At 61.9% G+C, this 21,032-nt stretch carries 21 protein-coding genes and 2 pseudogenes; 7 read left to right on the top strand and 16 right to left on the bottom strand.

The features are described 5' to 3' along the window. Positions 1-18: 18 nt before the first annotated feature. The 4 genes from NLY36_RS15885 to NLY36_RS15870 all read right to left on the bottom strand — a co-directional run bounded on the left by NLY36_RS15885 (position 19) and on the right by NLY36_RS15870 (position 3,434). Positions 19-1,740: a SulP family inorganic anion transporter gene (locus NLY36_RS15885; RefSeq protein WP_023696068.1), complete on the bottom strand. Its 1,722-nt coding sequence runs from the start codon at positions 1,738-1,740 to the stop codon at positions 19-21. A gap of 79 nt (positions 1,741-1,819) precedes the next feature. Further along, on the bottom strand, positions 1,820-2,089 hold the full coding sequence (locus NLY36_RS15880) for a helix-turn-helix domain-containing protein (RefSeq protein WP_023673276.1): 270 nt from the start codon (positions 2,087-2,089) through the stop codon (positions 1,820-1,822). Between the two features lie 288 nt (positions 2,090-2,377). Then, positions 2,378-3,088 carry a phosphatase PAP2 family protein gene (locus NLY36_RS15875; protein WP_023710371.1) on the bottom strand — a complete coding sequence of 237 codons (711 nt, stop codon included), beginning with the start codon at positions 3,086-3,088 and terminating at the stop codon, positions 2,378-2,380. A gap of 4 nt (positions 3,089-3,092) precedes the next feature. Next, entirely contained in the window at positions 3,093-3,434 is a 342-nt protein-coding gene (locus tag NLY36_RS15870) for a hypothetical protein (RefSeq protein ID WP_023681268.1), read from the bottom strand. A 230-nt stretch (positions 3,435-3,664) separates the two neighbouring features. Between NLY36_RS15870 and NLY36_RS15865 the strand changes: the two genes are divergently transcribed. After that, positions 3,665-3,889, top strand: coding sequence for a hypothetical protein (locus NLY36_RS15865; protein ID WP_023736970.1), 225 nt, complete (start codon positions 3,665-3,667; stop codon positions 3,887-3,889). Between the two features lie 81 nt (positions 3,890-3,970). Here the strand turns inward: NLY36_RS15865 and NLY36_RS15860 are convergent, their stop codons facing one another. From NLY36_RS15860 to NLY36_RS15850, 3 genes are all read right to left on the bottom strand, one after another. After that, positions 3,971-4,651, bottom strand: a complete 681-nt coding sequence (locus NLY36_RS15860) for a GNAT family N-acetyltransferase (RefSeq protein ID WP_023703859.1) — start codon at positions 4,649-4,651, stop codon at positions 3,971-3,973. Beyond that, positions 4,648-5,133, bottom strand: coding sequence for a MarR family winged helix-turn-helix transcriptional regulator (locus NLY36_RS15855; protein WP_023736971.1), 486 nt, complete (start codon positions 5,131-5,133; stop codon positions 4,648-4,650). Before NLY36_RS15855 ends, NLY36_RS15860 begins: the two co-directional genes overlap by 4 nt. Positions 5,134-5,528: 395 nt before the next feature. Continuing rightward, positions 5,529-6,677 (bottom strand): flavin-containing monooxygenase, encoded by a 1,149-nt coding sequence (locus tag NLY36_RS15850; protein ID WP_156933273.1) that lies wholly within the window; start codon positions 6,675-6,677, stop codon positions 5,529-5,531. A 187-nt stretch (positions 6,678-6,864) separates the two neighbouring features. On the opposite strand from NLY36_RS15850, the gene NLY36_RS15845 reads away from it, so the two are divergent. After that, the gene (locus tag NLY36_RS15845; RefSeq protein ID WP_023736972.1) at positions 6,865-7,896 is read left to right on the top strand and encodes a phosphatidylglycerol lysyltransferase domain-containing protein; all 1,032 of its coding nucleotides are present in this window, start codon (positions 6,865-6,867) and stop codon (positions 7,894-7,896) included. A gap of 94 nt (positions 7,897-7,990) precedes the next feature. Here the strand turns inward: NLY36_RS15845 and NLY36_RS15840 are convergent, their stop codons facing one another. Further along, positions 7,991-8,752 carry an ABC transporter permease gene (locus NLY36_RS15840; RefSeq protein WP_023736973.1) on the bottom strand — a complete coding sequence of 254 codons (762 nt, stop codon included), beginning with the start codon at positions 8,750-8,752 and terminating at the stop codon, positions 7,991-7,993. Then, on the bottom strand, positions 8,749-9,675 hold the full coding sequence (locus NLY36_RS15835; protein WP_023736974.1) for an ABC transporter ATP-binding protein: 927 nt from the start codon (positions 9,673-9,675) through the stop codon (positions 8,749-8,751). Before NLY36_RS15835 ends, NLY36_RS15840 begins: the two co-directional genes overlap by 4 nt. A gap of 270 nt (positions 9,676-9,945) precedes the next feature. Between NLY36_RS15835 and NLY36_RS15830 the strand changes: the two genes are divergently transcribed. Further along, positions 9,946-11,307, top strand: a complete 1,362-nt coding sequence (locus NLY36_RS15830) for a cytochrome ubiquinol oxidase subunit I (protein ID WP_023736975.1) — start codon at positions 9,946-9,948, stop codon at positions 11,305-11,307. 107 nt (positions 11,308-11,414) lie between these two features. Next, positions 11,415-12,421 (top strand): annotated as a pseudogene (locus tag NLY36_RS31550) (cytochrome d ubiquinol oxidase subunit II). Between the two features lie 165 nt (positions 12,422-12,586). Here NLY36_RS31550 and msrA read toward each other — a convergent pair. From msrA to NLY36_RS15800, 3 genes are all read right to left on the bottom strand, one after another. Beyond that, positions 12,587-13,312, bottom strand: coding sequence for a peptide-methionine (S)-S-oxide reductase MsrA (gene msrA, locus NLY36_RS15810; protein ID WP_023736977.1), 726 nt, complete (start codon positions 13,310-13,312; stop codon positions 12,587-12,589). Positions 13,313-13,423: 111 nt separating this feature from the next. Continuing rightward, positions 13,424-13,708 carry a hypothetical protein gene (locus tag NLY36_RS15805; RefSeq protein ID WP_023736978.1) on the bottom strand — a complete coding sequence of 95 codons (285 nt, stop codon included), beginning with the start codon at positions 13,706-13,708 and terminating at the stop codon, positions 13,424-13,426. Between the two features lie 79 nt (positions 13,709-13,787). Beyond that, positions 13,788-14,489, bottom strand: a complete 702-nt coding sequence (locus NLY36_RS15800; RefSeq protein WP_023736979.1) for a DUF1223 domain-containing protein — start codon at positions 14,487-14,489, stop codon at positions 13,788-13,790. A gap of 194 nt (positions 14,490-14,683) precedes the next feature. Between NLY36_RS15800 and NLY36_RS15795 the strand changes: the two genes are divergently transcribed. Both NLY36_RS15795 and lepA read left to right on the top strand, forming a co-directional pair. Beyond that, on the top strand, positions 14,684-15,055 hold the full coding sequence (locus NLY36_RS15795; protein WP_023681256.1) for an endonuclease domain-containing protein: 372 nt from the start codon (positions 14,684-14,686) through the stop codon (positions 15,053-15,055). Between the two features lie 138 nt (positions 15,056-15,193). Beyond that, a pseudogene (lepA, locus tag NLY36_RS15790) lies at positions 15,194-17,004 on the top strand (translation elongation factor 4). Here lepA and NLY36_RS15785 read toward each other — a convergent pair. From NLY36_RS15785 to NLY36_RS15770, 4 genes are all read right to left on the bottom strand, one after another. Next, positions 17,001-17,828 carry a DNA adenine methylase gene (locus tag NLY36_RS15785; RefSeq protein ID WP_031249420.1) on the bottom strand — a complete coding sequence of 276 codons (828 nt, stop codon included), beginning with the start codon at positions 17,826-17,828 and terminating at the stop codon, positions 17,001-17,003. The pseudogene lepA and the gene NLY36_RS15785 sit on opposite strands and share 4 nt — an antisense overlap. Then, positions 17,828-19,063 carry a hypothetical protein gene (locus tag NLY36_RS15780; protein WP_023736981.1) on the bottom strand — a complete coding sequence of 412 codons (1,236 nt, stop codon included), beginning with the start codon at positions 19,061-19,063 and terminating at the stop codon, positions 17,828-17,830. The genes NLY36_RS15785 and NLY36_RS15780 overlap by 1 nt, the downstream gene beginning before the upstream one ends. Then, positions 19,020-19,574: a DGQHR domain-containing protein gene (locus NLY36_RS15775; protein WP_286461201.1), complete on the bottom strand. Its 555-nt coding sequence runs from the start codon at positions 19,572-19,574 to the stop codon at positions 19,020-19,022. The genes NLY36_RS15780 and NLY36_RS15775 overlap by 44 nt, the downstream gene beginning before the upstream one ends. Before the next feature lie 64 nt (positions 19,575-19,638). Next, positions 19,639-20,115 carry a hypothetical protein gene (locus NLY36_RS15770; RefSeq protein WP_286461199.1) on the bottom strand — a complete coding sequence of 159 codons (477 nt, stop codon included), beginning with the start codon at positions 20,113-20,115 and terminating at the stop codon, positions 19,639-19,641. A gap of 220 nt (positions 20,116-20,335) precedes the next feature. Here NLY36_RS15770 and NLY36_RS15765 point away from each other — a divergent pair, with 220 nt between their 5' ends. Continuing rightward, a complete protein-coding gene (locus NLY36_RS15765; protein WP_023736983.1) occupies positions 20,336-20,848 on the top strand; it encodes a hypothetical protein in 513 nt (170 codons plus the stop codon). The last annotated feature ends 184 nt before the right edge of the window (positions 20,849-21,032 follow it).

The raw sequence follows: 21,032 nt of genomic DNA, 5'->3' as shown, positions 1-21,032 counted from the left end.
CGGCGCACATTTGCCGGCTCAGCCAACGGGCGCGGCTTTGAGTTGCGCCCGCGCATCCTTGATCGAAGCGGCAAAGGTCACCAGCGGCCGCTTGACGCCGTGGTTGATCAGCATGCGCCGTGTCTGCGGCGAGGCGCCGGCGATGATGAAACGCACCCCTGCGCGCTTCGCCTTGTGCGCCGCGCCCTCGATGACATTGGCCGCGGTGGAATCGAAGAACGGCACCGCCGAGCAGTCGAGGATGAAGTTCTTGCGCTGGTCGGCTATGCGGTCGAGCACCGTGCCGACAGTCGAGGCGGCGCCGAAGAAGAAGGCGCCGGAGATGCGATAGACGACGGTGTCGGCGTCGCTTGCCTCGCTTGCATCGTAGGCGCGGCCGCTGCTGTCGGCGACATCGTCCTGCACCAGCGGCAAATCCGCCTCCACGGCGATCGACTTGGCCATGCGGTCGATGAACAGGATCGAGCCTAGCGCGAAGCCGACGACGATGCCTTCGGTGAGATCGCGGAAGACGACGATCAGGAAGGTTGCCATCAGCACCAGGGCGTCGCCGCGCGAAGCGCGCAGCAACGTGGCGAAGGCCTGCTTCTCGAACATGTTCCAGCAGACAACCGCCAGCACCCCGGCAAGGGCGGCAAGCGGGATGTAGCTCGCCATTGGTGCGGCCACCAGCATGAAGACCAGCAGAAAAAGCGAATGCAGCATGCCGGAAACCGGCCCATGCGCGCCGGCCCGCACATTGGTGGCGGTGCGGGCGATGGTGCCGGTGGTGCAGATGCCACCGAACAGGGCAGAAGCGATGTTGGCAAAGCCTTGCGCGACAAGCTCGCAATTGGAACGGTGCCGCCGCCCGGTCATGCCATCGGCGACCACGGCCGACAGCAGCGATTCGATGGCGCCGAGCAGCGCAAAGGCCACCGCATCCGGCAGCACCGCAAGCGCCTTGTCGAGGCTGAGCGCCGGCAGCGCCGGAAATTGCAGGCTGCGCGGAATGCCGCCATAGCGGGTGCCGATCGTTTCCGCCGGCAGCGAAAGCAGCGCCACGACAAGGGAGGCCAGTCCGACGGCGATCAGCATGCCCGGCCAGCCGGGCCGCCAGCGCTTCACCCCGACGATGGTGGCGATGGTCAGCGCCGCCACCAGCGTTGCCGAGATATTGAGCGTGCCGGCCGCGTGGCCGATCGCCATCAGCTTCGGCAGCAGCGGCCCGGGCTCCGGCCCGGCAAGCCTCAGCCCGAACAGTTCGACGATCTGGCCGGAGAAGATGATGATCGAGATGCCGGCGGTGAAGCCGACCGTCACCGGGTAAGGGATGAATTTGATATAGGTTCCGAGCCGGAGATAGCCGATGGCGAGCAGGAAGATGCCGGCCATCATCGTCGCCAGCAGCAGTCCGTCGACGCCTTCGCGCTGCACCGTCGCCGCCACCAGCACGATGAAGGCGCCGGCCGGGCCGCCGATCTGGAAGCGGCTGCCGCCGAGCGCCGAGACGATGAAGCCGCCGACAATGGCGGTGAACAGGCCGCGCTCCGGCGTCACGCCCGAAGCAATCGCAATCGCCATCGACAGCGGCAACGCGACAATAGCGACGGTCAGCCCGGCCATGAAGTCGGCCTTGAACTGCGGCAGGCGGTAACCTTCGCGCCAGACCGTCACCAGCTTGGGCGTGAACAGCTCTGAAAATGTCGGCTTTGCCGACTTCTGGGCCGGTTGATGCACTGCCCGCCGGATCTGATCCATGGACTGCCTTCCGCTTGCGTGAAGGCGGCGGGATCGTCGGCAGGACTGTCGGCGGTCGCCGTCGCGACTATATGCCGGCTCAGCCTTGCGGGTTCGGCGGCGCGACCGGCTTGAGGCGCACGCCCCGGCCGCCGCGCTCGCTGGTCTGGTTCTCGCCGATGAGCTCCACCCCGGCCTCGTCGAGAGCCTGGATAACCTTCATCAGCGTATCGACCACACCCCTGACCACGCCGTCACTCGCTTCCATGCGCTGGATTGTCGGAAGCGAAACGCCGGCACGCTCGGCGAGTGTCTTCTGATCGATGCCGGCCAGCGCCCTCGCGGCGCGCATCTGGGCGGCAGTGATCATCGGTCGGAACCCCCGTCTGAGTCTGCGGAGACGACGTGTAATACAATCATAGTGATGTTTCAACCATCATAAAGCATACATGAAACATGATCTCCTCACAAAGCCGGATGCCGGGATACGGGATGAGCATGCTACGTTAACCGCCTTGGCTCTTATTGGCGGGGAAATATCAGTTGAAGATTTTCAGGACCTTGACGACGTCGGCAGCCTTGCTGTCGGCGGTTTTTCTGCTGGCAGGCTGCGGACACGGGCTGATCAACCGGCTGATTTGAATGTCGCTCCGGATCGTCAGTCTTCGGGCTCGTTGCCACCGGCCACCGCCTTGTTCCGCTGCAGCATTCGCGCCGCCAGCCAGCACAGCGTCGCCCAGGTGAAGCCGGCGCACCATCCCGCCAGCACGTCGGAAGGCCAGTGGACGCCGAGATAGACGCGGCTGACGCCGACCAGCAGCGTTACCAGCACCGCCAGGCTGAGGACATAGATTTTCGTCGTTCGTCCCGGCAGGAAGCGCGCTGCCAGCGAGCCCAGCGTGAGATAGGTCACCGCCGACAGCATGGCGTGGCCGCTGGGAAACGACAGCGACGTCTCGTTGGCCAGGTGCGAGACAAGATCGGGGCGCGGCCGGTCGATGCCGGCCTTGAGCAAGGTCGACAGCAGCTGCCCGCCAGCCACCGCGACAAAGATCAGCAGCGCCGTCCTCGGCCTACGGATCAGCAGGAGGTAGACGATCACCGCCGTTACGATCAGCACCAGCACGCTGGAGCTGCCGAGGCTGGTGATGTCGCGCATCGCGCCTTCCAGCCATGCCGGGCCGACGGGAACATCCGGCTGACCCACTTTTCGGAAAGCGAGCAGGATCTCAGTATCGAAAGCGTGCGGCGTGGTGGCCCGCGCCACCTCCATCAGTTCCTCGAAGCCCCACAGCCCGGCGGCTATCACCAGCCCGGCCAGCAGCACCGGAAATTCAAGCCAGTTGGTGAACGCACGCGGGGTCTTCATCGGATTACAGTCGCCCCTGCAGGTAAGGCCCGAGCGAGATCAGCACCACCGCCGCGATGGCCAGCACGATGCCGGTCGCTTGCAAGGCATTGACGCGTTCGCCGAAGAACACCAGCGCCACCACATTGACCGCCACCAGCTGGATCACCGCCGACAGGCTGAACGACACCGACATGCCGAACTCACGAACCAGCCGCAGCATCATCAGATTGCCCGCCGTATAGAGCGCCAGTGTCAGCACGATCTTGCCAAGGCTTGGCGCCAGCCCCCATTGCTTGGCCGCGATGGCCGCCAGCAGGAAGATCACCGTCGAAATGACGAGCTGCGCCAGTCCCCAGAAACTCACTTTTGTGCCTCGCTGTCCTTTGTGGCAGCTCTTGTTTCGCAAGCGTGGCGGCACGTCAAGCAGACTGCGGCGGAACAGGCCACGGCCGAGGTGCTGAATGAATGGCAGCGCGATCGCGGTCTGACTGCCACGCTCGGTCGGATTCGTGCAAACCCAGGCAGCTGCGCTCAAGCATTGGAAAAGAATGGACTTTTAAACATGGCGTCCTACGTCTTCTGGAGGAGAGTGCCATGCCAAAGTCCGTCTATGACCGTGGCCTGCTGAAACCCGACGACATCGCCAGGCTGCAACGCGTGTTCGACGAAGCCTGCCGCAGGCGCGACGTGCATCCCGATTCGGCGGAGGCGCGGGAGATCGCGCTGAACCTGCTTGCGCTCCACAATGCCGGCATGATCGAGGAAGATATGCTTATGGAAACCGTGGGTTTCCGCAGGTTGGAGCCGAAATCAGCCTGAGGCCCGCAAGGCGGCCTGGAGCAATTCCAGGAAAAGTGTGAAGCGGTTTTCCGTCCGGAATTGCGTAAAAAACAAAGGCCTCTAGCCGGCGCGCTGCACGACGGCCACATTCATCTCTGCCCGCAGCCTGAAGCCGATGGATTCGTACAACCCAACCGCGCCGGCATTGCTGGCATAGGCATGCAGGTAGGGAACTTCGCCGCGCGCAAAAATTCGGTTGGCCACGAACACCGACAGCAGCCGGCCGAGGCCGCTGCCGCGAAATTCGGGATGCGAGCAGACGCCGCTGAGTTCGCTGTAGCCGGGCTGCTTCATGCGCTCGCCGGCCATCGCCGCCAGCCGGCCGTCGATCTTCACGCCCCAGAACTCGCCGAGGCTCAGCGCCTTGAGCGTGAACGGGCCGGGCTTGGTCAGTGACGCCAAAGCAAGCATCTCGGCCGCGTCGTCCTGCGTCAGCTGCTGTACACGCTCGTCCGACACGGAAGGCAATGGCGCCTCGGCAACCATCTGAACGCCGAAGGCGGTCACGGTCGCGGTCAGTTCCGGCGGCAAGGCAATGGGGTCCGCCTGGAGCATGAACACGCTCTCACCTGCAGGAATGAGGCTTGCGAGCGCCTGCAGGCTCTCAGCGTCGTCTGCCCCGGAAGCCGCGAAGGGGACGATCGAGGAGGGATAGCGCCTGGCGAGCCTGTCGCCATACGCAAAGATCCGATGCCGCGTGTCGAGCGCGCTCCAGACCGGACGATCGAGGACATGGCTCATGGCGCGACATCCTGTTTCACACGACGGTCGAGCGGGGCCGCCGCCAGGCCGTCCTCTATTGCCGAGAGTTGTTCGAGAAGCGGCCCTGCAAGGTCTTTGCACAAGTCGGCAACGGCGTTCTCGATGCGCGGCCAAACGTCCCGCTTCGCCCTATCGACCAGGCGCTGGCCGTTCGCGGTCAGCGAGATCATCCTGCGGCGCTGGTCGTCGTTCGATGGCGCGGCCTCGACCAGCCCCAACTCGGCCAGCAGCGCCACGCTGCGCGTCACCCCCGGCTGGGTGATCCCCAGTGACTGCGCCAGTTCGCCGACAGGCAGCGGCCCAAGCCGGTCGAGCGCGGCCAGCAGAGGATACTGGCTGGACTGCACCGGCACCTCCAGCCCATCGAGCATGCGCTGCGTATCGGCCTGCAACTGCTCGCCGATGCGCTTCAGCCTGCTGCCGAGGGTGAGATAGCCAAGGGATCGAATGATGTCTTCCATGGGTGGTCCGTCTCCTGGATAAGTATAACATGTTATATAATGATGCAATGAACGAGTTCAAGCGCCTGCTTTGGAGGTTGGCCGCAAGCATCTCAACTTCGTCGTCCTTGGGCGAAGCAGGAGCGAAGCTCCGTCGCGGAGACCCAGGGATCATGCCTTGGCCGTGGAAGCAGCGGAGCAGAACCTGCAACGCAGCGTAGTTCAGAAGTCACGGCATGGATCCTCGGGTCTGCGCCGTCGCTACGCTCCTTGCTTCGCCCGTGGATGACGACGGGATCGGCGTTTCAGCCCAATCGCCAGGATATTCGATCCGTCTTGCAGATGCGTTGAACCACTAGTCCGCGCCATAGCAGCAGCCCGAAGTGCGCGGTGTTTCTCCGTCCAGAAGCGCTCGTCTACAACCCCTTGGCGATCTGACGGGCAATCGCTTCGGCCTGCAGGCCGGCGCTGTGAAAATAGCTGGTCAGACTTGGCCGCATGCCGATGAACCACAGGCCGGGCTGGCCGCTCGGGGTGCCGCCATTGGCCTTCGGCACGCCCTTGGCGTCGAGCACGCCGAGATCGCCCAGCATGGCCTCCAGGCCGGTGCGATAGCCGGTTGCCGCGATCACTACATCCGGCTCGAGCACCGTGCCGTCGTTCAGCCGCACGCCGGCGCCTTCGAAAGCCGCCACCGGCGCCACCACCGAAATCCGTCCGGCCTTCAGCGCTGCGACGGCGCCGTCGTCAATGGCAATAGCGATCTGCTCGACGCCGAGCCGGCTGGCGCCGCCCTTCGGCGCCGGCGGCAGGCCGAAGCGGGTGAGGTCGCCGAACACCAGCCGCTGCGTCGCGGCAATCGCGGCATCGGCAATCCACGTCGGCAGCATCGCCATGAAACCGCCGAAGCGCGCCACGGCGACCTTGCCGATCCGTTTCGGCATCAGCGACGGACCCTGCCTGGCTGACAAGCAGATGGCCTTTGTGTCGGCACGGGCGAGGTGGTTGAGCACGTCGAAGCCGGAATTTCCGGCCCCGACCACCAGCACGCTTTTGCCCACATAGTCCTGCGCTGTGCCGAAATCGGCGGCGTGGACAAGTTTGCCGGTGAAAGTCGCCTTGCCTTGCCAGTCCGGCGTCCATGGCAAGCGGTCGCGGCCGGTGGCGACGATGACATTGCGGGCGCTCAGCGTTTCCCGGCCCGTATGGACGAGCCAGCCATTGCCTCTGCGTCCGATCCGCTCGGCGGCGGTGCCGAATTCGACCCTTACGCCGCGCGCGCGGGCAAAATCCTCGAGATAACCGACGATGGCATCCTTGTTCGGAAAGGCGGCGGTGCGTGGCGGATAGGCAAGGCCGGGCAGGGCCGACAGCGCGCGATGCGTGTTGAGGGTCAGCTTCTCGTGCCGCCCTCGCCACGGTTCGGCGATCCGCGGCTCCTTTTCAAGCACGACGACCCGCACGCCGCGCCGGCCAAGCGCGTCGGCGGCCGCCAGCCCCGCCGCTCCGGCGCCGATGACGATAACCGTATAGTCGAGTCCTTTCGGCCCCGGGACGATAGGCATCGTTTCGCTTGTCGTAGCCGCCATTCGGTCGAGATTTCCTTTCAGGTGCGCCATGGGGACCCGTCCTATATGGCACGTCCCATATGGCACAGGGGCGATATGATCGATAATGAGGTCGCGTCAATGCGACTGATTCGAGGCCTTGGGGGCAAGCCTCTGTTTATCATCGGCACGCGGAAGCTCGACCATGCCCTCCTTGCGCATCTTTCTCGACAGACTGCTGGAGGGCGCCGCAGCCAAGGTGCCGCGCCAGGATTTTTCGCATGTCGAGCGGCTGGCGCTTGTCCGCCGGCACGGCGACTTCTCGCTGGCCTATTCGACCGCCGTGCAGCAAAAACTGTCCTATTTCGGCGACGCCGACGGCTACATCGCCTTCGGCACCAAGATGAAGCACCATTTCGCGCTAGGTGACCCGGTGGCCCATCCGGCCGATCGGCCCGACTATATCAGGCGCTTTGTCGAAGCCGCCGACAGGCCGTGGTTCGTGCAGATCGGCGAACCGACGGCGCGCGTGCTGTCCGGGCTCGGCTACCAGGTCAACCGTCTCGGCGTCGACACGCGGCTGGAACTGCCGGCTCACGATTTTTCCGGCAAGCGCAACGAAACCGTGCGCTATTCCGAACGCTGGCTCTTGAAGAAGGGGTTTTCCTTTGGCGAAGGAGCGGTCTATCTCGACGAGGTCCAGCGCCTGTCGCAGAACTGGCGGGCCGACCGCATCGTCAAGCGCTGGGAGATGGCGTTCCTCAACCGCCCCTTTGCCGATCATCTCGGCATCGATATGCGCCGTTTCGTGCTCTACAGCCCGGAAGGCGAGCTCGTCGCTCTGCTCGATTTCGATCCGATGTTCCGGGATGGCAAGGTGATCGGCTACACCACCTCGTTCAAGCGCAAGCACATCGATGCCTCGCCGCATGCCGAAATCGGGCTGACCAAATTCGCCGTCGACCGGTTTCGCAATGAGGGCATTTCGGTCGTCACGCTCGGCCTGTCGCCGATGCTCGATGTCGGAGCCAACAGCTTTGCCGAATCGAGCTTCTGGCGCAACGCCTTCGAGCGGGCCTATGAGTCGCCCTGGGTCAACCGCAGCAAGTTCAACCTCAAGGGCCAGGCGGCGTTCAAGCGCCGCTTTCATGGCATCGAGGAACCGACCTATATCGCCTTCCGCCAGGGCAGGCTGATCGAGATGCTGGGGTTGCTGCGCCTCATCAAGGCGATCTAGCAAGATCCGTGGCGGCCAACGTGGCCGATCTGCCCTCAGGAAAACTGTTGATTTGACCGGCGCATGGGCGATCGCCTGATTTAGAGTGGCAGGGTCAGTTGCGCAGCCGGTAGCCGGTGCGGAAGATCCAGGCGACGATGGTGATGCAGATGGCGAGGAACACGACGGTCATGCCGAGGCTGACGGCGACCGAGACATCGGACTTGCCGTAAAAGCTCCAGCGGAAACCGCTGATCAGGTAGACGACCGGGTTGAACAGCGTCACCGTGCGCCAGGTCTCGGGCAGCATGTTGATCGAATAGAAGCTGCCGCCGAGGAAGGTCAGCGGCGTGATGATCAACAGCGGCACCAGCTGCAATTGCTCGAAGCTTTTCGCCCATATGCCGATGATGAAGCCGAACAGGCTGAAGGTCACCGCCGTCAAGACAAGGAAGGCCAGCATCCAGAACGGATGCTGGATGGTGAGCGGCACGAACAGCGAGGCCGTCGCCAGGATGATCAAGCCGAGGATGATCGACTTGGTCGCGGCGCCGCCGACGTAGGCGATGACGATCTCCAGATACGACACCGGCGCCGACAAGAGCTCGTAGATGGAGCCGACGAATTTCGGGAAATAGATCGCAAAGGAGGCGTTGGAGATCGACTGCGTCAACAGTGAGAGCATGATCAGGCCGGGCACGATGAAGGCGCCGTAGCTGATGCCGTCGATCTCGGTGATGCGCGAGCCGATGGCCGAGCCGAAGACGACGAAATAAAGCGATGTCGAGATCACCGGCGAGACGATGCTCTGCAGCACGGTGCGGAACGCACGCGCCATCTCGACCCGGTAGATCGCCCATACTGCTCGCCAATTCATGGCTCTTGCCTCAACAGATTGACGAAGATCTCCTCGAGCGAGCTGTTTTGCGTGTCCATGTCGCGGAACTGGATGCCTGCCGTCTCGAGTTCGCGCAGCAGCGATGCGACGCCGGGGCGTTCGCTCTGGTTGTCATAGGTGTAGGTCAGCTGTGTGCCATCGCCCGACAGCTCCAACGCGTAGTGCGAAAATGCATCGGGAATGGCGGGGAGCGGGTTGCGCAATTCCACGATCAGGCGCTTGCGGCCGAGCTTGCGCATCAGTTCGGCCTTGCCCTCGACCAGGATGATCTCGCCGCGGTTGATGACGCCGACACGGTCGGCCATCGCCTCGGCCTCTTCGATATAGTGCGTGGTGAGGATGATGGTGACGCCGTCGTCGCGCAGCCGCCGCACCATCGCCCACATGTCCTGGCGCAGTTCGACGTCGACGCCGGCCGTGGGTTCGTCGAGGAACAGGATGCGCGGCTCATGCGAGAGCGCCTTTGCAATCATCAGCCGCCGCTTCATGCCGCCCGACAGCGTGATCGCCTTGGCGTCCTTCTTGTCCCACAACGACAGGTCGCGCAGCACCTTTTCGACGAAGCCCGGATTGGGCGCCTTGCCAAACAGGCCGCGGCTGTAGGTGACGGTTGCCCAGACGCTCTCGAACGCGTCGATGGTCAGCTCCTGCGGCACCAGCCCGATCAGGCTGCGCGCGGCGCGGTAGTCTCGGTTGATATCGTGGCCGTCGACGGTCACCGTTCCCGACGAACGGTTGACGATGCCGCAGACGATCGAGATCAGCGTCGTCTTGCCGGCGCCGTTCGGCCCCAGCAGCGCGAAAATCTCGCCGCGTTCGATGTCGAGGTTGATTTCCTTCAGCGCCTTGAAGCCGGTGGCGTAGGTCTTGGTGACCCCGGCAATCGAAATGATGGAAGGCAAATTCGTGGAAGACATGAGGCCGAAAACGACTGTTTGAAAGAGGCGGGGATTATTATTGCGCTGAATGTCGGTGCGCACGGCGGGAAGTCAATGCCGCTGCTGACAATTGTGGACAAACGTTCCCCTTTTGCCGTTTCGTCATGGGGGTATCGGGGCACTGACGGATTGATCCCATCTGCTGCGACAACGCGCCCCGCGTGACGCCAAGCCGCTTTGACCGGACCGCATCCGCCGCCTATTCTGCGCCAACAAACAGCAGCCGGAGCCCGCATGGACCCGCTCATCCTGTCGCGAATGCAGTTCGGGGCGAATATCTCGTTCCACATCCTGTTTCCGACCATCACGATTGCGCTTGGCTGGGTGCTGCTGTTCTTCAAGCTCCGCTACAACGCCACCAATGATTCCGCCTGGATGCGCGCCTATTTCACCTGGGTGAAAGTGTTCGCGCTGTCCTTCGCCATGGGCGTGGTCTCCGGCGTCACCATGAGCTTCCAGTTCGGCACCAACTGGCCGGGCTATATGGAGCATGTAGGCAACATCGCCGGGCCGCTGCTTGCCTACGAGATCCTCACCGCCTTCTTCCTCGAAGCGGCCTTCCTCGGCATCATGCTGTTCGGGTTCCGCCGCGTCTCCAACCGCGTCCACACGCTGGCGACGGTATTGGTCGCCGGCGGCACCACGCTGTCGGCCTTCTGGATCATTGCGCTCAATTCCTGGATGCAGACGCCGGCCGGCTTCGAGATGATCGATGGCAAGGCGCATCCCGTCGACTGGTGGGCGATCGTCTTCAACCCGTCCATGCCCTACCGTCTGACGCATATGCTGCTTGCCTCCGGCCTGACGGTGTCGTTCCTGATCGCCGGCCTGTCGGCGCTGCGCTACCTCACCGGCGACCGGTCGGAATCGATGTGGAAGGCGCTGCGCACCGGCGTCTTCACCGCCGCCATCCTGATCCCGATCCAGATCTTCGCCGGCGACCAGCACGGGCTGAATACGCTGGAGCACCAGCCGCAGAAGATCGCCGCCATGGAGGCGAACTGGAACACCGGCCCCAACGTGCCGCTGGTGCTGTTTGCGCTGCCCGACGAGGCGGCGAAGGAAAACAAATTCGAGATCGCCATTCCCGACGGCGCCAGCCTGGTGCTGCGGCATTCGACCAGCGGTATCGTGCCGGGGCTCAACGACTATCCTGGCCTGCACCCGCCGGTGTTCCCGGTGTTCTGGGGCTTCCGCATCATGGTCGGCACCGGCATTTTGATGCTCATCGTCTCGTGGTCGGCGACCTTCTTCCTCAAGCGCCGCCACAGCCTGCCGAGGCCGCTGGCCATGCTGATGGTGCCGATGGCGCTGTCGGGCTGGCTGGCGACGCTGGCCGGCTGGTACACCACCGAAATCGGCCGCCAGCCCTGGCTGGTCACCGGCGTGCTGAAAACCGCCGACGCTATCGGCCCGGTCGCCGGCAGCCATGTCGCGCTGACGCTCGCCATCTATCTCATCCTCTATGTGCTTTTGCTGATCGCCTATCTCGGCGTGCTGGTGCACCTGGCGCTGAAGGCGGCCAAGGACGGCGACACCTCGCCGCTGCCGGGCGTGATGAAGACGGCGATGTCGCAACCGGCCGCAGCGGAGTGAGAATGGTCCGCGTAGCGGACGAAAAGCCAACGATTTGGCTTTTCGAATGACGAACGCCCGGAGCCATAGCGAAGGGCAGAACCGTTGATGAGAGGGATGACAGACCGATGACCTTCGACTGGCCAACCGCGCTGCCCCTGATCTTCGCCGGCCTGATGGGCCTCGCCATCCTGATCTACGTCATTCTCGACGGTTTCGATCTCGGCATCGGCATCCTGTTCTCGGTCGCCGAAGATGCCGAGCAGGACACCATGATCGCGGCAATAGGCCCGTTCTGGGATGCCAACGAGACCTGGCTGGTGCTGGCCGTCGGCCTGCTCCTGGTCGCCTTTCCGCTGGCGCATGGCGTCATCCTCACCGCGCTCTACATTCCGGTCTTCGTGCTTTTGGTTGGCCTCATCCTGCGCGGCGTCGCCTTCGATTTCCGCGCCAAGGTGCCCGCCGGCAAGAAGCATCGCTGGAACCGCATTTTCTTCCTCGGTTCCGTCATCGCCTCGCTGGCGCAAGGCTATATGCTCGGCGTCTATGTGCTTGGCCTCGATGTCGGTTTTTGGTGGCATCGCTTTCGGCGCGCTGGTGGCGCTCTGCCTGTCGGCGGCCTATGCAGCGATGGGCGCGGCCTGGGTCATCTACAAGACCGAGGGCGAATTGCAGAGGAAGGCGGTGGCCTGGCTGCGCACGGCCCTTGTGCTGACCGCGCTCGGCATGGCGGCGGTGTCGCTGGCGACCCCATTCGCCAGCCCGCGCATCTTCGCCAAATGGTTCGTCTGGCCCGAAATGCTCTATCTGTCGCCGCTGCCGATCCTGTCGGCGCTGCTGTTCATGTGGCTATGGCGGCAGACCTTCCACCTGCCCAAGCCCGACGACCGCCATGCGCTGCGGGCCGTTCCTGACGCTCGCCACCATCTTCGCGCTCGGCTTTGCCGGGCTTGCCTGGTCGTTCTACCCCTTCGTGGTGCCCGACAGGCTGACCATCTGGCAGGCGGCGTCGGCGACGGAAAGCCTGGCCATCATCCTCGCCGGCACGGTGGTCGTGCTGCCGGTGATCATCTTCTATTCGTTCTATGCGTATCGGGTGTTTGGGGGCAAGGCGACGGATCTGACGTATGATTGAGGGGAGCTGATCTCCCCCCTTGAGGGGGAGATGGCCGGCAGGCCAGAGGGGGTCGCCGCGCGTGGAGCGCTAACCTTCTTCTGCCGCAGGAGGTCGCGTCCGGTCGGACCGACCCCCTCTGTCGCCTCCGGCGACATCTCCCCCTCGAGGGGGGAGATTAGGTGCTCAGCTCTTCCCCGCCAGCACCAGCACCGGCTTCTCGCTGTACAACCCCGGGAACAGCGACTTCAAATTCGCCACCTTGGGCAGGTCGTTGTAGACGATGTAGGGGTAGGTCGGGTTCAGCGTCAAAAAGTCCTGGTGATATTCCTCGGCCGGATAGAAGGTTTTGCCCGTCTCCAGCGTGGTGACGATGGGCTTGGCAAACACTTTCGCCTGGTCGAGCTGGGCGATGTAGCTCTGGGCGATCTTCTGCTGCTCGCCATTCTCGGCAAAGATGGTCGAGCGGTACTGGGTGCCCGAGTCCGGGCCCTGGAAGTTCAACTGCGTCGGGTTGTGGGCGACCGAGAAATAGACCTGCAGCAGCTGGCCGTAGGTCACCTTGGACGGATCGTAGGTGATCTCGACCGATTCGGCGTGGCCGGTGCGGCCGCTGCCCACCGTTTCGTAGACGGCGTCATCCTTGGCGCCGCCGGTGTAGCCGGAGACGGCCTTGGTCACGCCCTTGACGTGCTGGAACACGCCCTGCACGCCCCAGAAGCAGCCGCCGGCGAAGATAGCCTTCTCGCTGCCGCTGGCGGCCTTCTCGTCCACTGCCGGCGGCGGGATCACCACCGCGTCCTCGGCCGAGCGCGCCGGGCTCTGCCAGAAGGCGGCCGCGGCGGCGGCGACGATGAGCGCGGCAAGCGCGCTCTTGAAGATCGGCGTTCTCGTCCTTGCAATGCCGGTCATGTCTGATCTCCTTGATGGTGGCGAAGACTATACGACAGAACGTCCCGCCTGGTTTCTCAAATTGCCGTGCGCCGGCCCGGCCACTGTGCGGCCGGGCCATGGAACCCAGCCTTATTGCGCGGGCGCCATGGCGTCCGCCGGCTTCATCGCATCCGTTGCGGGTTTCATGGCATCGGCCGGCTTCATGGCGTCGGTGGCGGGTTTCATTGCATTCGTCGCCATTGGGTCGGCGGGCTTCATGGCACCGGTCGCCGGCGCCATGGCATCGGTCGCGGGCTTCATCGCATCAGTTGCCATCGCCGGCTTCATGGCGTTGGTCGCTTCGTCGGCACGGGCGCCGGCGGCGAAGCCGGTCATCGAAAGCGCAAAAGCGAGCGCGGTCAGGGTCTTGGTCATGATGGTATTTCCTCCTTGAAGAGGGCGCGCGGATGCGAGCCCGGTTATGCCGCGCTAGCGGCGTTGCGTAGAAAAAGAATCAGTCGGCGGCTGCAGCCAGGATCGGCCCACCACCCGGCGACTGCACCAGCACCGCGGTGCTCAGCCCGCCGCTTGCCGCCGGCAGCGGCAGTGTGGTGGCGTCGCCGCTCCAGCTGCCGAGTTTCTCCAGCGAGTGCACGACATTGGCATGCGGCAGCGTGCGCCCGGTATTCTCGCCGCGCGCCACCGGCACTTCGATGACGCCCTTGTTGTAGCGGACCAGCCAGACATCGGCGCGGCCGGCCGGCGCGGAACCGGCGCCGATGCTGATCTTGCCGCCGTCGAGCGACAGCGTCGGCCCGTTCGTGTGACCGCTCGCGGAAATCAGCTGCTCGATCTCGCCGGGCGCTGCACCCACCGCATCGGCACCGCCATTGACCACGATCTGCGGCGTGAACGGGCCGGAGCGGCCGAGCGACGGCTCATAGCGCACCTGGCGCTGGGTAAATTCCTCGCGGCCGAAAATGTCTTTCCAGCCGAGATAGTCCCAGTAGGTGACGTTGAACGACAGCGCCAGAACGCCCGGCTCGTCCTTGACCTTGATCAGATTGGCATTGGCCGGCGGGCAAGACGAACAGCCCTGGCTGGTGAACAATTCGACCACGGTGAGCGGCTGGGCGAAGGCGGTGCCGCCAAGCATCATCAGCGCGGCGCCTACGGCAGCCAGCATGCCGGCGCGTTTTGGGTTAAGTCCAGTCATCGGGGGTCTCCGTTGCGGCGGGTTCATCCCACACTTCGTCGCTGCCCGAGGCTTCGTTACATGGTTCACCGCTTCGTGATTGGGGGCGGACGCGTCGTTGCCTTCTCCCCTTGTGGGAGAAGGTGGATCGGCGCGAAGCGCCGAGACGGATGAGGGGTGTTCCAGCGGAGTGAGACGTTGGTTAATCTAACGTCATGCCACATCAGCCCGTCGCTCCTGCCAAACGAAACTTTGCCCGTTCGCTCCGACGTGAAATGACGGAGGCGGAAGACAAACTGTGGCACGAACTACGTGACCGCAGGCTCGATCGGATCAAATTTCGGCGCCAAGTTCCTGTTGGAAAATACGTCGCCGATTTCGCTTGTCTTGAATCACTCCTCATCATCGAGATCGATGGGAGTCAGCATGCGGACTCAGAGTCAGACCAGGCCCGTAGAACGGAACTGGAGGCGAGAGGCTTTCGTGTGTTGCGCTTTTGGAACGACGATGTCCTGAAAGACATGGACAGCGTCTGCACCACGATAATCGCTTATGTAAGGGATGTCAGTTTGCAGCCATGGCGGTGAAAGAACGCCGGCGTCAAGCTGGAACACCCCTCATCCGTCTCGGCGCTGCGCGCCGATCCACCTTCTCCCACAAGGGGAGAAGGCAAGGGCACCGCCCCCCGCTTGCCCCTGCAACCCGCCCCTGCTAAAGCGCGCGCCATGAGCACGCCTCTCGACCACATCCGCAATTTCTCCATCGTCGCCCATATCGACCATGGCAAATCCACGCTTGCCGACCGGCTGATCCAGTCCACCGGCGGGCTGGAGCTGCGCGACATGAAGGAGCAGGTGCTGGACTCGATGGACATCGAGCGCGAGCGCGGCATCACCATCAAGGCGCAGACGGTGCGGCTGAAATACCGCGCCAACAATGGCGAGGACTATATCCTCAACCTGATCGACACGCCGGGCCATGTCGACTTCGCCTATGAAGTGTCGCGTTCGCTCGCCGCCTGCGAAGGCTCGCTGCTGGTCGTCGACGCCTCCCAGGGCGTCGAGGCGCAGACGCTGGCCAATGTCTACCAGGCCATCGACAACAATCACGAGATCGTCGTGGTGCTGAACAAGGTCGACCTGCCGGCCGCCGAGCCCGAGCGCATCCGCGAGCAGGTCGAGGAAGTCATCGGCATCGACGCCTCCAACGCCGTGCTGATCTCGGCCAAGACCGGCCTCGGCATTCCCGATGTGCTGGAGGCAATCGTCCACCAATTGCCGCCGCCGCGCGAAGGCGACGCGTCGGCACCCCTGAAAGCCATGCTGGTGGACAGCTGGTACGACGCCTATCTCGGCGTCATCGTCCTGGTGCGCATCATCGACGGCGTGCTGAAAAAGGGCGCGACCATCCGCATGATGGGCACCGGCGCAAAACACCTGGTCGAGCGCACCGGCGTGTTCACGCCCGCCCGCATCAATGTCGACGAGCTCGGCCCCGGCGAGTTCGGCTTCTTCACCGGCTCGATCAAGGAAGTGGCCGACACCCGCGTCGGCGACACCATCACCGAGGACAAGCGCCAGACCGCGCACGCCCTGCCCGGCTTCAAGCCGGCGCAGCCGGTGGTGTTTTGCGGCCTGTTCCCGGTCGACGCCGCCGATTTCGAGGATCTGCGCGCCGCCGTCGGCAAATTGCGCCTCAACGACGCCAGCTTCTCCTATGAAATGGAGACCAGTGCCGCGCTCGGCTTCGGCTATCGCTGCGGCTTCCTCGGTCTGCTGCACCTGGAAATCATCCAGGAGCGGCTGGAACGCGAGTTCAACCTCGACCTCATTGCCACGGCGCCGAGCGTCGTCTACCGGCTGCTGCTTCAATGACGGCCTCGGTTAAGGAGTTGCACAACCCCGCCGACATGCCCCGACGTGGTGAAAATCTCCAGCCATCGAGGAGCCGTGGATCCGCGCCACCATCCTCACCCCCGACGACTATCTCGGCGGTATTCTAAAGCTCTGCCAGGACCGGCGCGGCATCCAGGCCGACCTGTCCTATGTCGGCAAGCGTCGCCATGCTGATCTACGACCTGCCGCTCAACGAANTGGTTTTTGACTTCTATGATCGCCTAAAATCGATCTCCAAGGGCTACGCCTCCTTCGACTATCATCTGACCGACTACAAGGAAGGCGATTTGGTGAAGATGTCGATCCTGGTCAATGAGGAGCCGGTCGATGCGCTGTCCATGCTGGTCCACCGCACGGCGGCGGAAAAGCGCGGCCGCCAGATGTGCGAAAAGCTGAAGGAGCTGATCCCGAACCATCTGTTCAAGATCCCGATCCAGGCCGCCATCGGCGGCAAGGTCATCGCCCGCGAAACCATCTCGGCGCTGCGCAAGGACGTGACCGCGAAGTGCTACGGCGGCGACGTGTCCCGCAAGCGCAAGCTGCTGGACAAGCAGAAGGAGGGCAAGAAGCGGATGCGGCAGTTCGGCAAGGTGGATATTCCCCAGGAGGCGTTTATCCAGGCCTTGAAGATGGGCGATTAAGAGTCAAACCCAATACGAACCAAAATCTCTGTAACCGCTGCACGAGACGCCTTGAGGCCGCCTATGGTGCTGTGTCTCGTGAGTTCGACTATTTCGCCGAAACCTTCATAAAGTTCCAATAGACTTTGATGGTTCGCATTGCTTACAATCAGCGTTACACCTCTGGCCTTAGCTCGTTCGACCGATTTGGCTAACCGCTCTTGGTCAGACCAAGAGAACAATTTTTCGTTATATTTGTTAAATCCGTTGTTGTTGTGCTTTACGGTATAAGGCGGATCTAGATAAACAAAATCTCCACTGGCTGACATGTCAACTATCGCTTCGAAATCATCGGATATGAGATCGGCCTTCGCCATGGCCGAGGACACCTCGGCAAAGTCATCGGTATCTAGCAAAATTTCCGATTTTGATCCCTTTGGTACATTGAATTCGCCTCGCCTATTCACGCGGTAAAGCCCGTTGTAACAAGCGCGATTCATATACAAAAACCACGCCGCACGCTCGAACCGTTCCATTGGAGGAGCGCTGCGCTGCCGATAATAGTGAGCCTCGCTGTGAAGTTCACTGTGCCATCGTAGCTTCTCAGAAACAGACGACCAGTCATCTCTGATCGCCTTATACATCTCGACCAGTTCCGCGTTTGCGTCTGACAGGACCGCGCTCTCTGGCCTCAGCGCAAGAAAGATCGAAGCGCCGCCCAAGAAGGGTTCGAAATAGCGGTTGAATTGCTTGGGGAAAAGAGCCTGGTGGCGGTTAGCCAACCACCTTTTCCCCCCGGCCCATTTGAGCGGAGAAATAATTGAACCAGGTGTACGAAAAAGCATTACGCGAGCCTCTTTCTCAACTCGCTTTGGATGAATTCAAGCAGTGCGACGTCGTCGTCGGAGTATGAACGTCCGTAAGGATGTGCCCAAATTTTCCGGACTTCGTTAAAATCTTCGAGCCACTTGAGATACTTTGCCAAGCCCTTCGATTGTTCGGGCAGCGGAAAGCTGAGGGCCTCCTTGAACAGAGGCCAGTTCTCGGGTGTTTCCACTATTTTCTTCAACTCAATCAGATCTAGATATGTTTCTAGAGGCTTCGGTCCCGCTGGATCGTCCAAGCTTTTTTCGTATGCCTTCTTTTTTATTTCTTTGTTCCGCACCGCTACGTTGAAGAAGTCATCCCCATGCTCGTCTCGTAACCGTCTAACAACAAAGCCATGGACTTCGTCTGTGACCCAAGAAACCAGGCGATTACATTCCTCACGAGTATCCTTGTTCGTACCGGCCAGAAATTCTTTGAGGCCGTCCGGGTCGAAATTGGAGTTGGCTTGAGCCACCAATTCGGCAGCCCGGTAAAAATATCGCGCCGGTCCACCAGATCCAAACGGAACGTAGAACCGATCCTTAAAGGCTTCGTCGGTACCGTTCGATATGAAGTCGAAGAGCGACTTACAGAATCCGATGATTTTTTCGACAATAACCTCTGGGTCGCTCTCATGGGGGTCCAGTTTCGAGTATTGGGTCAGGTGTCTCACAACTTCGCCACATAGTCTTAAGTGAGCCTGGATGGCGGGGTTGTAGCAGAGAAGCTGTGGAGGTCCGGCTTCCCACCGAGCGACATTGGCCGCGCGGACCGCCGAAAAATACGCGCTGAGAAATTGCGACGTATTTTCTAATGTTGATTTTTTAGTTCCGCCGGTCAGGGCGCCAGGCAGGTATGAGCCATCTCGGCTAGAGCGCCGTCCAAGTAGACCACTTTTTAGAAGGGCCAGTTTGATCTGAGGCAGCGCTAGAACCTGGTTCTTGGTAGCAGGAACGCCAGGCGGGGCGAAGCGATCTTCAAACGGGCCAGCAATCTCATGTCGAAGTTGGTCTAGCGAGCGAGCTGCGATGCCTCTCGCTGATTCTTCCGGGTCGTCTGAGTCCCATTTCAGTTCCCCATCCAGTTCGTCCAAAAGCCGCGGCTGCACCTGCTTTTGTTCCTTATTGATAGTTGTGAAAAGGATGGCCTCTTCGGTGGCTGGAAGCTTCTCAAAAGCTACAACGGGTATGATCGGATCGATGCCCTCCTCCATCAAAGATGGCGCCATACAGGCGATGTTGTCCGTCAATCACCCAACAGGTCTTGTACGATTCCGGCAGGTAAAGTTTGCCAAAGCGCACGTCTGACTCGTCATCGCGACTTCCTTGGTCGAATCTGACCGGGATGTGAAAGCTCACAATAATCGAGTTAGCAAAATATCCGCCCTTGGAGAGAAAGCTCGCAATGGCTTTGATACGCTTAGAGTCGATCAGCCGCTGATATGATGGAGCTCCAGAAGGATCGCGAAGGTCTCGGTGATTCACGAATGCGCGCCGGAGCAGTTCCTTGGCTGGTACTGTAAACGCGTAAGCTGTTCGGCCCCCGAGCTTAAATCGGGACGCGGAAACATACCTGTTGGCTAATGCAGGAATTTTCTGGCCGCTTAGAAACTCCGCGACAAATTGGTGCTTTGCGGCGCGGCCAAGTGTCTTTGCAATTTCCTGAAAATATCGCAACTCCTGCTCCCGCAGAACATGCACTTGTTTTTCCTTCGCTTTCGCCAAATCTCCTTCCGACCAACGAACTTGAGACGTCACGACGCACCAGATTATTTTTCGACCGGAGCCGTCACCCCAGAAACTTCCTGAGGGTGTTGGCTATTGCACGCTTGTGCGTGTCGAGATCTGCCACCAAACTGAAAGCGCTCTTCCGCCGAAGGCTTTCGGCTGTTTGGCAATCCGCAACAACGATCGTATCCTCATCGATTCCAAGGACGCTTATTTTCTTCGCAATGCGATCGCCATCGGCGTCTATGGGAACGACGAATTCATGCCCGACGTTGAGTTGCTCAAAACCAAGCAGGTAGAGAACGGACCAAAATCTGTTCTCCAACATTTCCACATTTGACTTTGGCCGTCTTAGACGTATGCCTGTTTTGAGCGCCTTGTCGAATTCCCACCCTTTGGCTTTAAAATCGTCGACGGAAGGTGCGGGCACCTTTTCGTAGTCGAAGGCTTGCCGGCGGTTCTTATATTCTGAAATGCGCTCAGAGCGCGTCGCGGCAAAGCTCGCGTTGCTCAACTTTTCGGATTGATTCGTCCCCATACCGGCACTTTCAAGATATTTCTGCCGATTTCAACTGAGAGGCCGTCCCGAATCCGGGATCAAGGACTTTTTTCTCTGGCACGATCATTATTTCTGTCTGTCCACCACTTGCGCTATCAAATGGAGTTTGAATGTTTGCAAGGGGCTCTGCGAAAGAGCCCACGCCTTCAACAACCCTCTACCTTAGCGTATCCTTCTCTCCGGCTTTGGGAGAACCCGCATGCGCACCACGTCAGACACCATCGCCGCAATCGGCCTGGCCATCGGTGGCGCCTTCGGCCTGGCCGGCACCTTCGTCACCAGCGCTCCGCTGCGTGAAACACTCTGGGCGATCGACGGCGTGGCGCTTGTGATGGCAACCGCGCTGCTGACCATGAAATACCAGCGGCTGGGCAATGACTGCATAGCTGCCGGGTTCCTCACCTTCCTTGCCGGCGAGAGCTTGCTGATGGCCGGCAATGCGGCGGGGCTGGAGGCCAGCGTGCCCTCCTATGTCGGCGGCATCTCGTTGTGGGCGGCGGCACTCGTTCTGATCGCCGCGGCGAATACCTTTGCGCTCTGGATGCGGCTCACCGGGCTCATCGCCGCCATCCTGTTTGTCGTGACCGTGGCCATGGTGCTGTGGGGCGCGCCCTTGCTGCCGACCTCGGCGCCGCTGCCCGCCGCCGGCTATCCGTGTTTGGTGCTGACCTTTGCCGGCTGGATATGGACGTTGCTGAAGTCGCCGAGGTGATTGACGCGATCCGACGGCTGGCGCCGCAGGGTGAAGGTGGGGCGCTGACTTTTCCTTCCCCCCTTGTGGGGGAAGGTGGATCGGCGCGATAGCGCCGAGCCGGATGAGGGGTGTTCCAGCGGAGTGAGACGCTTGCGTTCCCTGGAACACCCCTCATCCGACCTCGCTTCGCGAGGCCACCTTC

This window comes from Mesorhizobium sp. C399B, from assembly GCF_030323185.1.
GTDB lineage: Bacteria > Pseudomonadota > Alphaproteobacteria > Rhizobiales > Rhizobiaceae > Mesorhizobium.
The sequence above is the reverse complement of the archived record's forward strand: the minus strand, read 5'-3'. Positions and strand labels throughout refer to the sequence as shown.

What these genes read in the sequence shown, in the direction of transcription:
- NLY36_RS15805 (WP_023736978.1), bottom strand. Translation starts at nt 13,708, where the DNA reads ATGACCAAGACCCTGACCGCGCTCGCTTTTGCGCTTTCGATGACCGGC.
- NLY36_RS15785 (WP_031249420.1), bottom strand. Translation starts at nt 17,828, where the DNA reads ATGCTTTTTCGTACACCTGGTTCAATTATTTCTCCGCTCAAATGGGCC.
- NLY36_RS15875 (WP_023710371.1), bottom strand. Translation starts at nt 3,088, where the DNA reads ATGAAGACCCCGCGTGCGTTCACCAACTGGCTTGAATTTCCGGTGCTG.
- NLY36_RS15845 (WP_023736972.1), top strand. Translation starts at nt 6,865, where the DNA reads ATGCCCTCCTTGCGCATCTTTCTCGACAGACTGCTGGAGGGCGCCGCA.
- NLY36_RS15850 (WP_156933273.1), bottom strand. Translation starts at nt 6,677, where the DNA reads ATGCCTATCGTCCCGGGGCCGAAAGGACTCGACTATACGGTTATCGTC.
- NLY36_RS15885 (WP_023696068.1), bottom strand. Translation starts at nt 1,740, where the DNA reads ATGGATCAGATCCGGCGGGCAGTGCATCAACCGGCCCAGAAGTCGGCA.
- NLY36_RS15800 (WP_023736979.1), bottom strand. Translation starts at nt 14,489, where the DNA reads ATGACTGGACTTAACCCAAAACGCGCCGGCATGCTGGCTGCCGTAGGC.
- NLY36_RS15855 (WP_023736971.1), bottom strand. Translation starts at nt 5,133, where the DNA reads ATGGAAGACATCATTCGATCCCTTGGCTATCTCACCCTCGGCAGCAGG.
- NLY36_RS15840 (WP_023736973.1), bottom strand. Translation starts at nt 8,752, where the DNA reads ATGAATTGGCGAGCAGTATGGGCGATCTACCGGGTCGAGATGGCGCGT.
- NLY36_RS15865 (WP_023736970.1), top strand. Translation starts at nt 3,665, where the DNA reads ATGCCAAAGTCCGTCTATGACCGTGGCCTGCTGAAACCCGACGACATC.
- NLY36_RS15765 (WP_023736983.1), top strand. Translation starts at nt 20,336, where the DNA reads ATGCGCACCACGTCAGACACCATCGCCGCAATCGGCCTGGCCATCGGT.
- NLY36_RS15795 (WP_023681256.1), top strand. Translation starts at nt 14,684, where the DNA reads ATGCCACATCAGCCCGTCGCTCCTGCCAAACGAAACTTTGCCCGTTCG.
- msrA (WP_023736977.1), bottom strand. Translation starts at nt 13,312, where the DNA reads ATGACCGGCATTGCAAGGACGAGAACGCCGATCTTCAAGAGCGCGCTT.
- NLY36_RS15830 (WP_023736975.1), top strand. Translation starts at nt 9,946, where the DNA reads ATGGACCCGCTCATCCTGTCGCGAATGCAGTTCGGGGCGAATATCTCG.
- NLY36_RS15770 (WP_286461199.1), bottom strand. Translation starts at nt 20,115, where the DNA reads ATGGGGACGAATCAATCCGAAAAGTTGAGCAACGCGAGCTTTGCCGCG.
- NLY36_RS15880 (WP_023673276.1), bottom strand. Translation starts at nt 2,089, where the DNA reads ATGATCACTGCCGCCCAGATGCGCGCCGCGAGGGCGCTGGCCGGCATC.
- NLY36_RS15780 (WP_023736981.1), bottom strand. Translation starts at nt 19,063, where the DNA reads ATGGAGGAGGGCATCGATCCGATCATACCCGTTGTAGCTTTTGAGAAG.
- NLY36_RS15860 (WP_023703859.1), bottom strand. Translation starts at nt 4,651, where the DNA reads ATGAGCCATGTCCTCGATCGTCCGGTCTGGAGCGCGCTCGACACGCGG.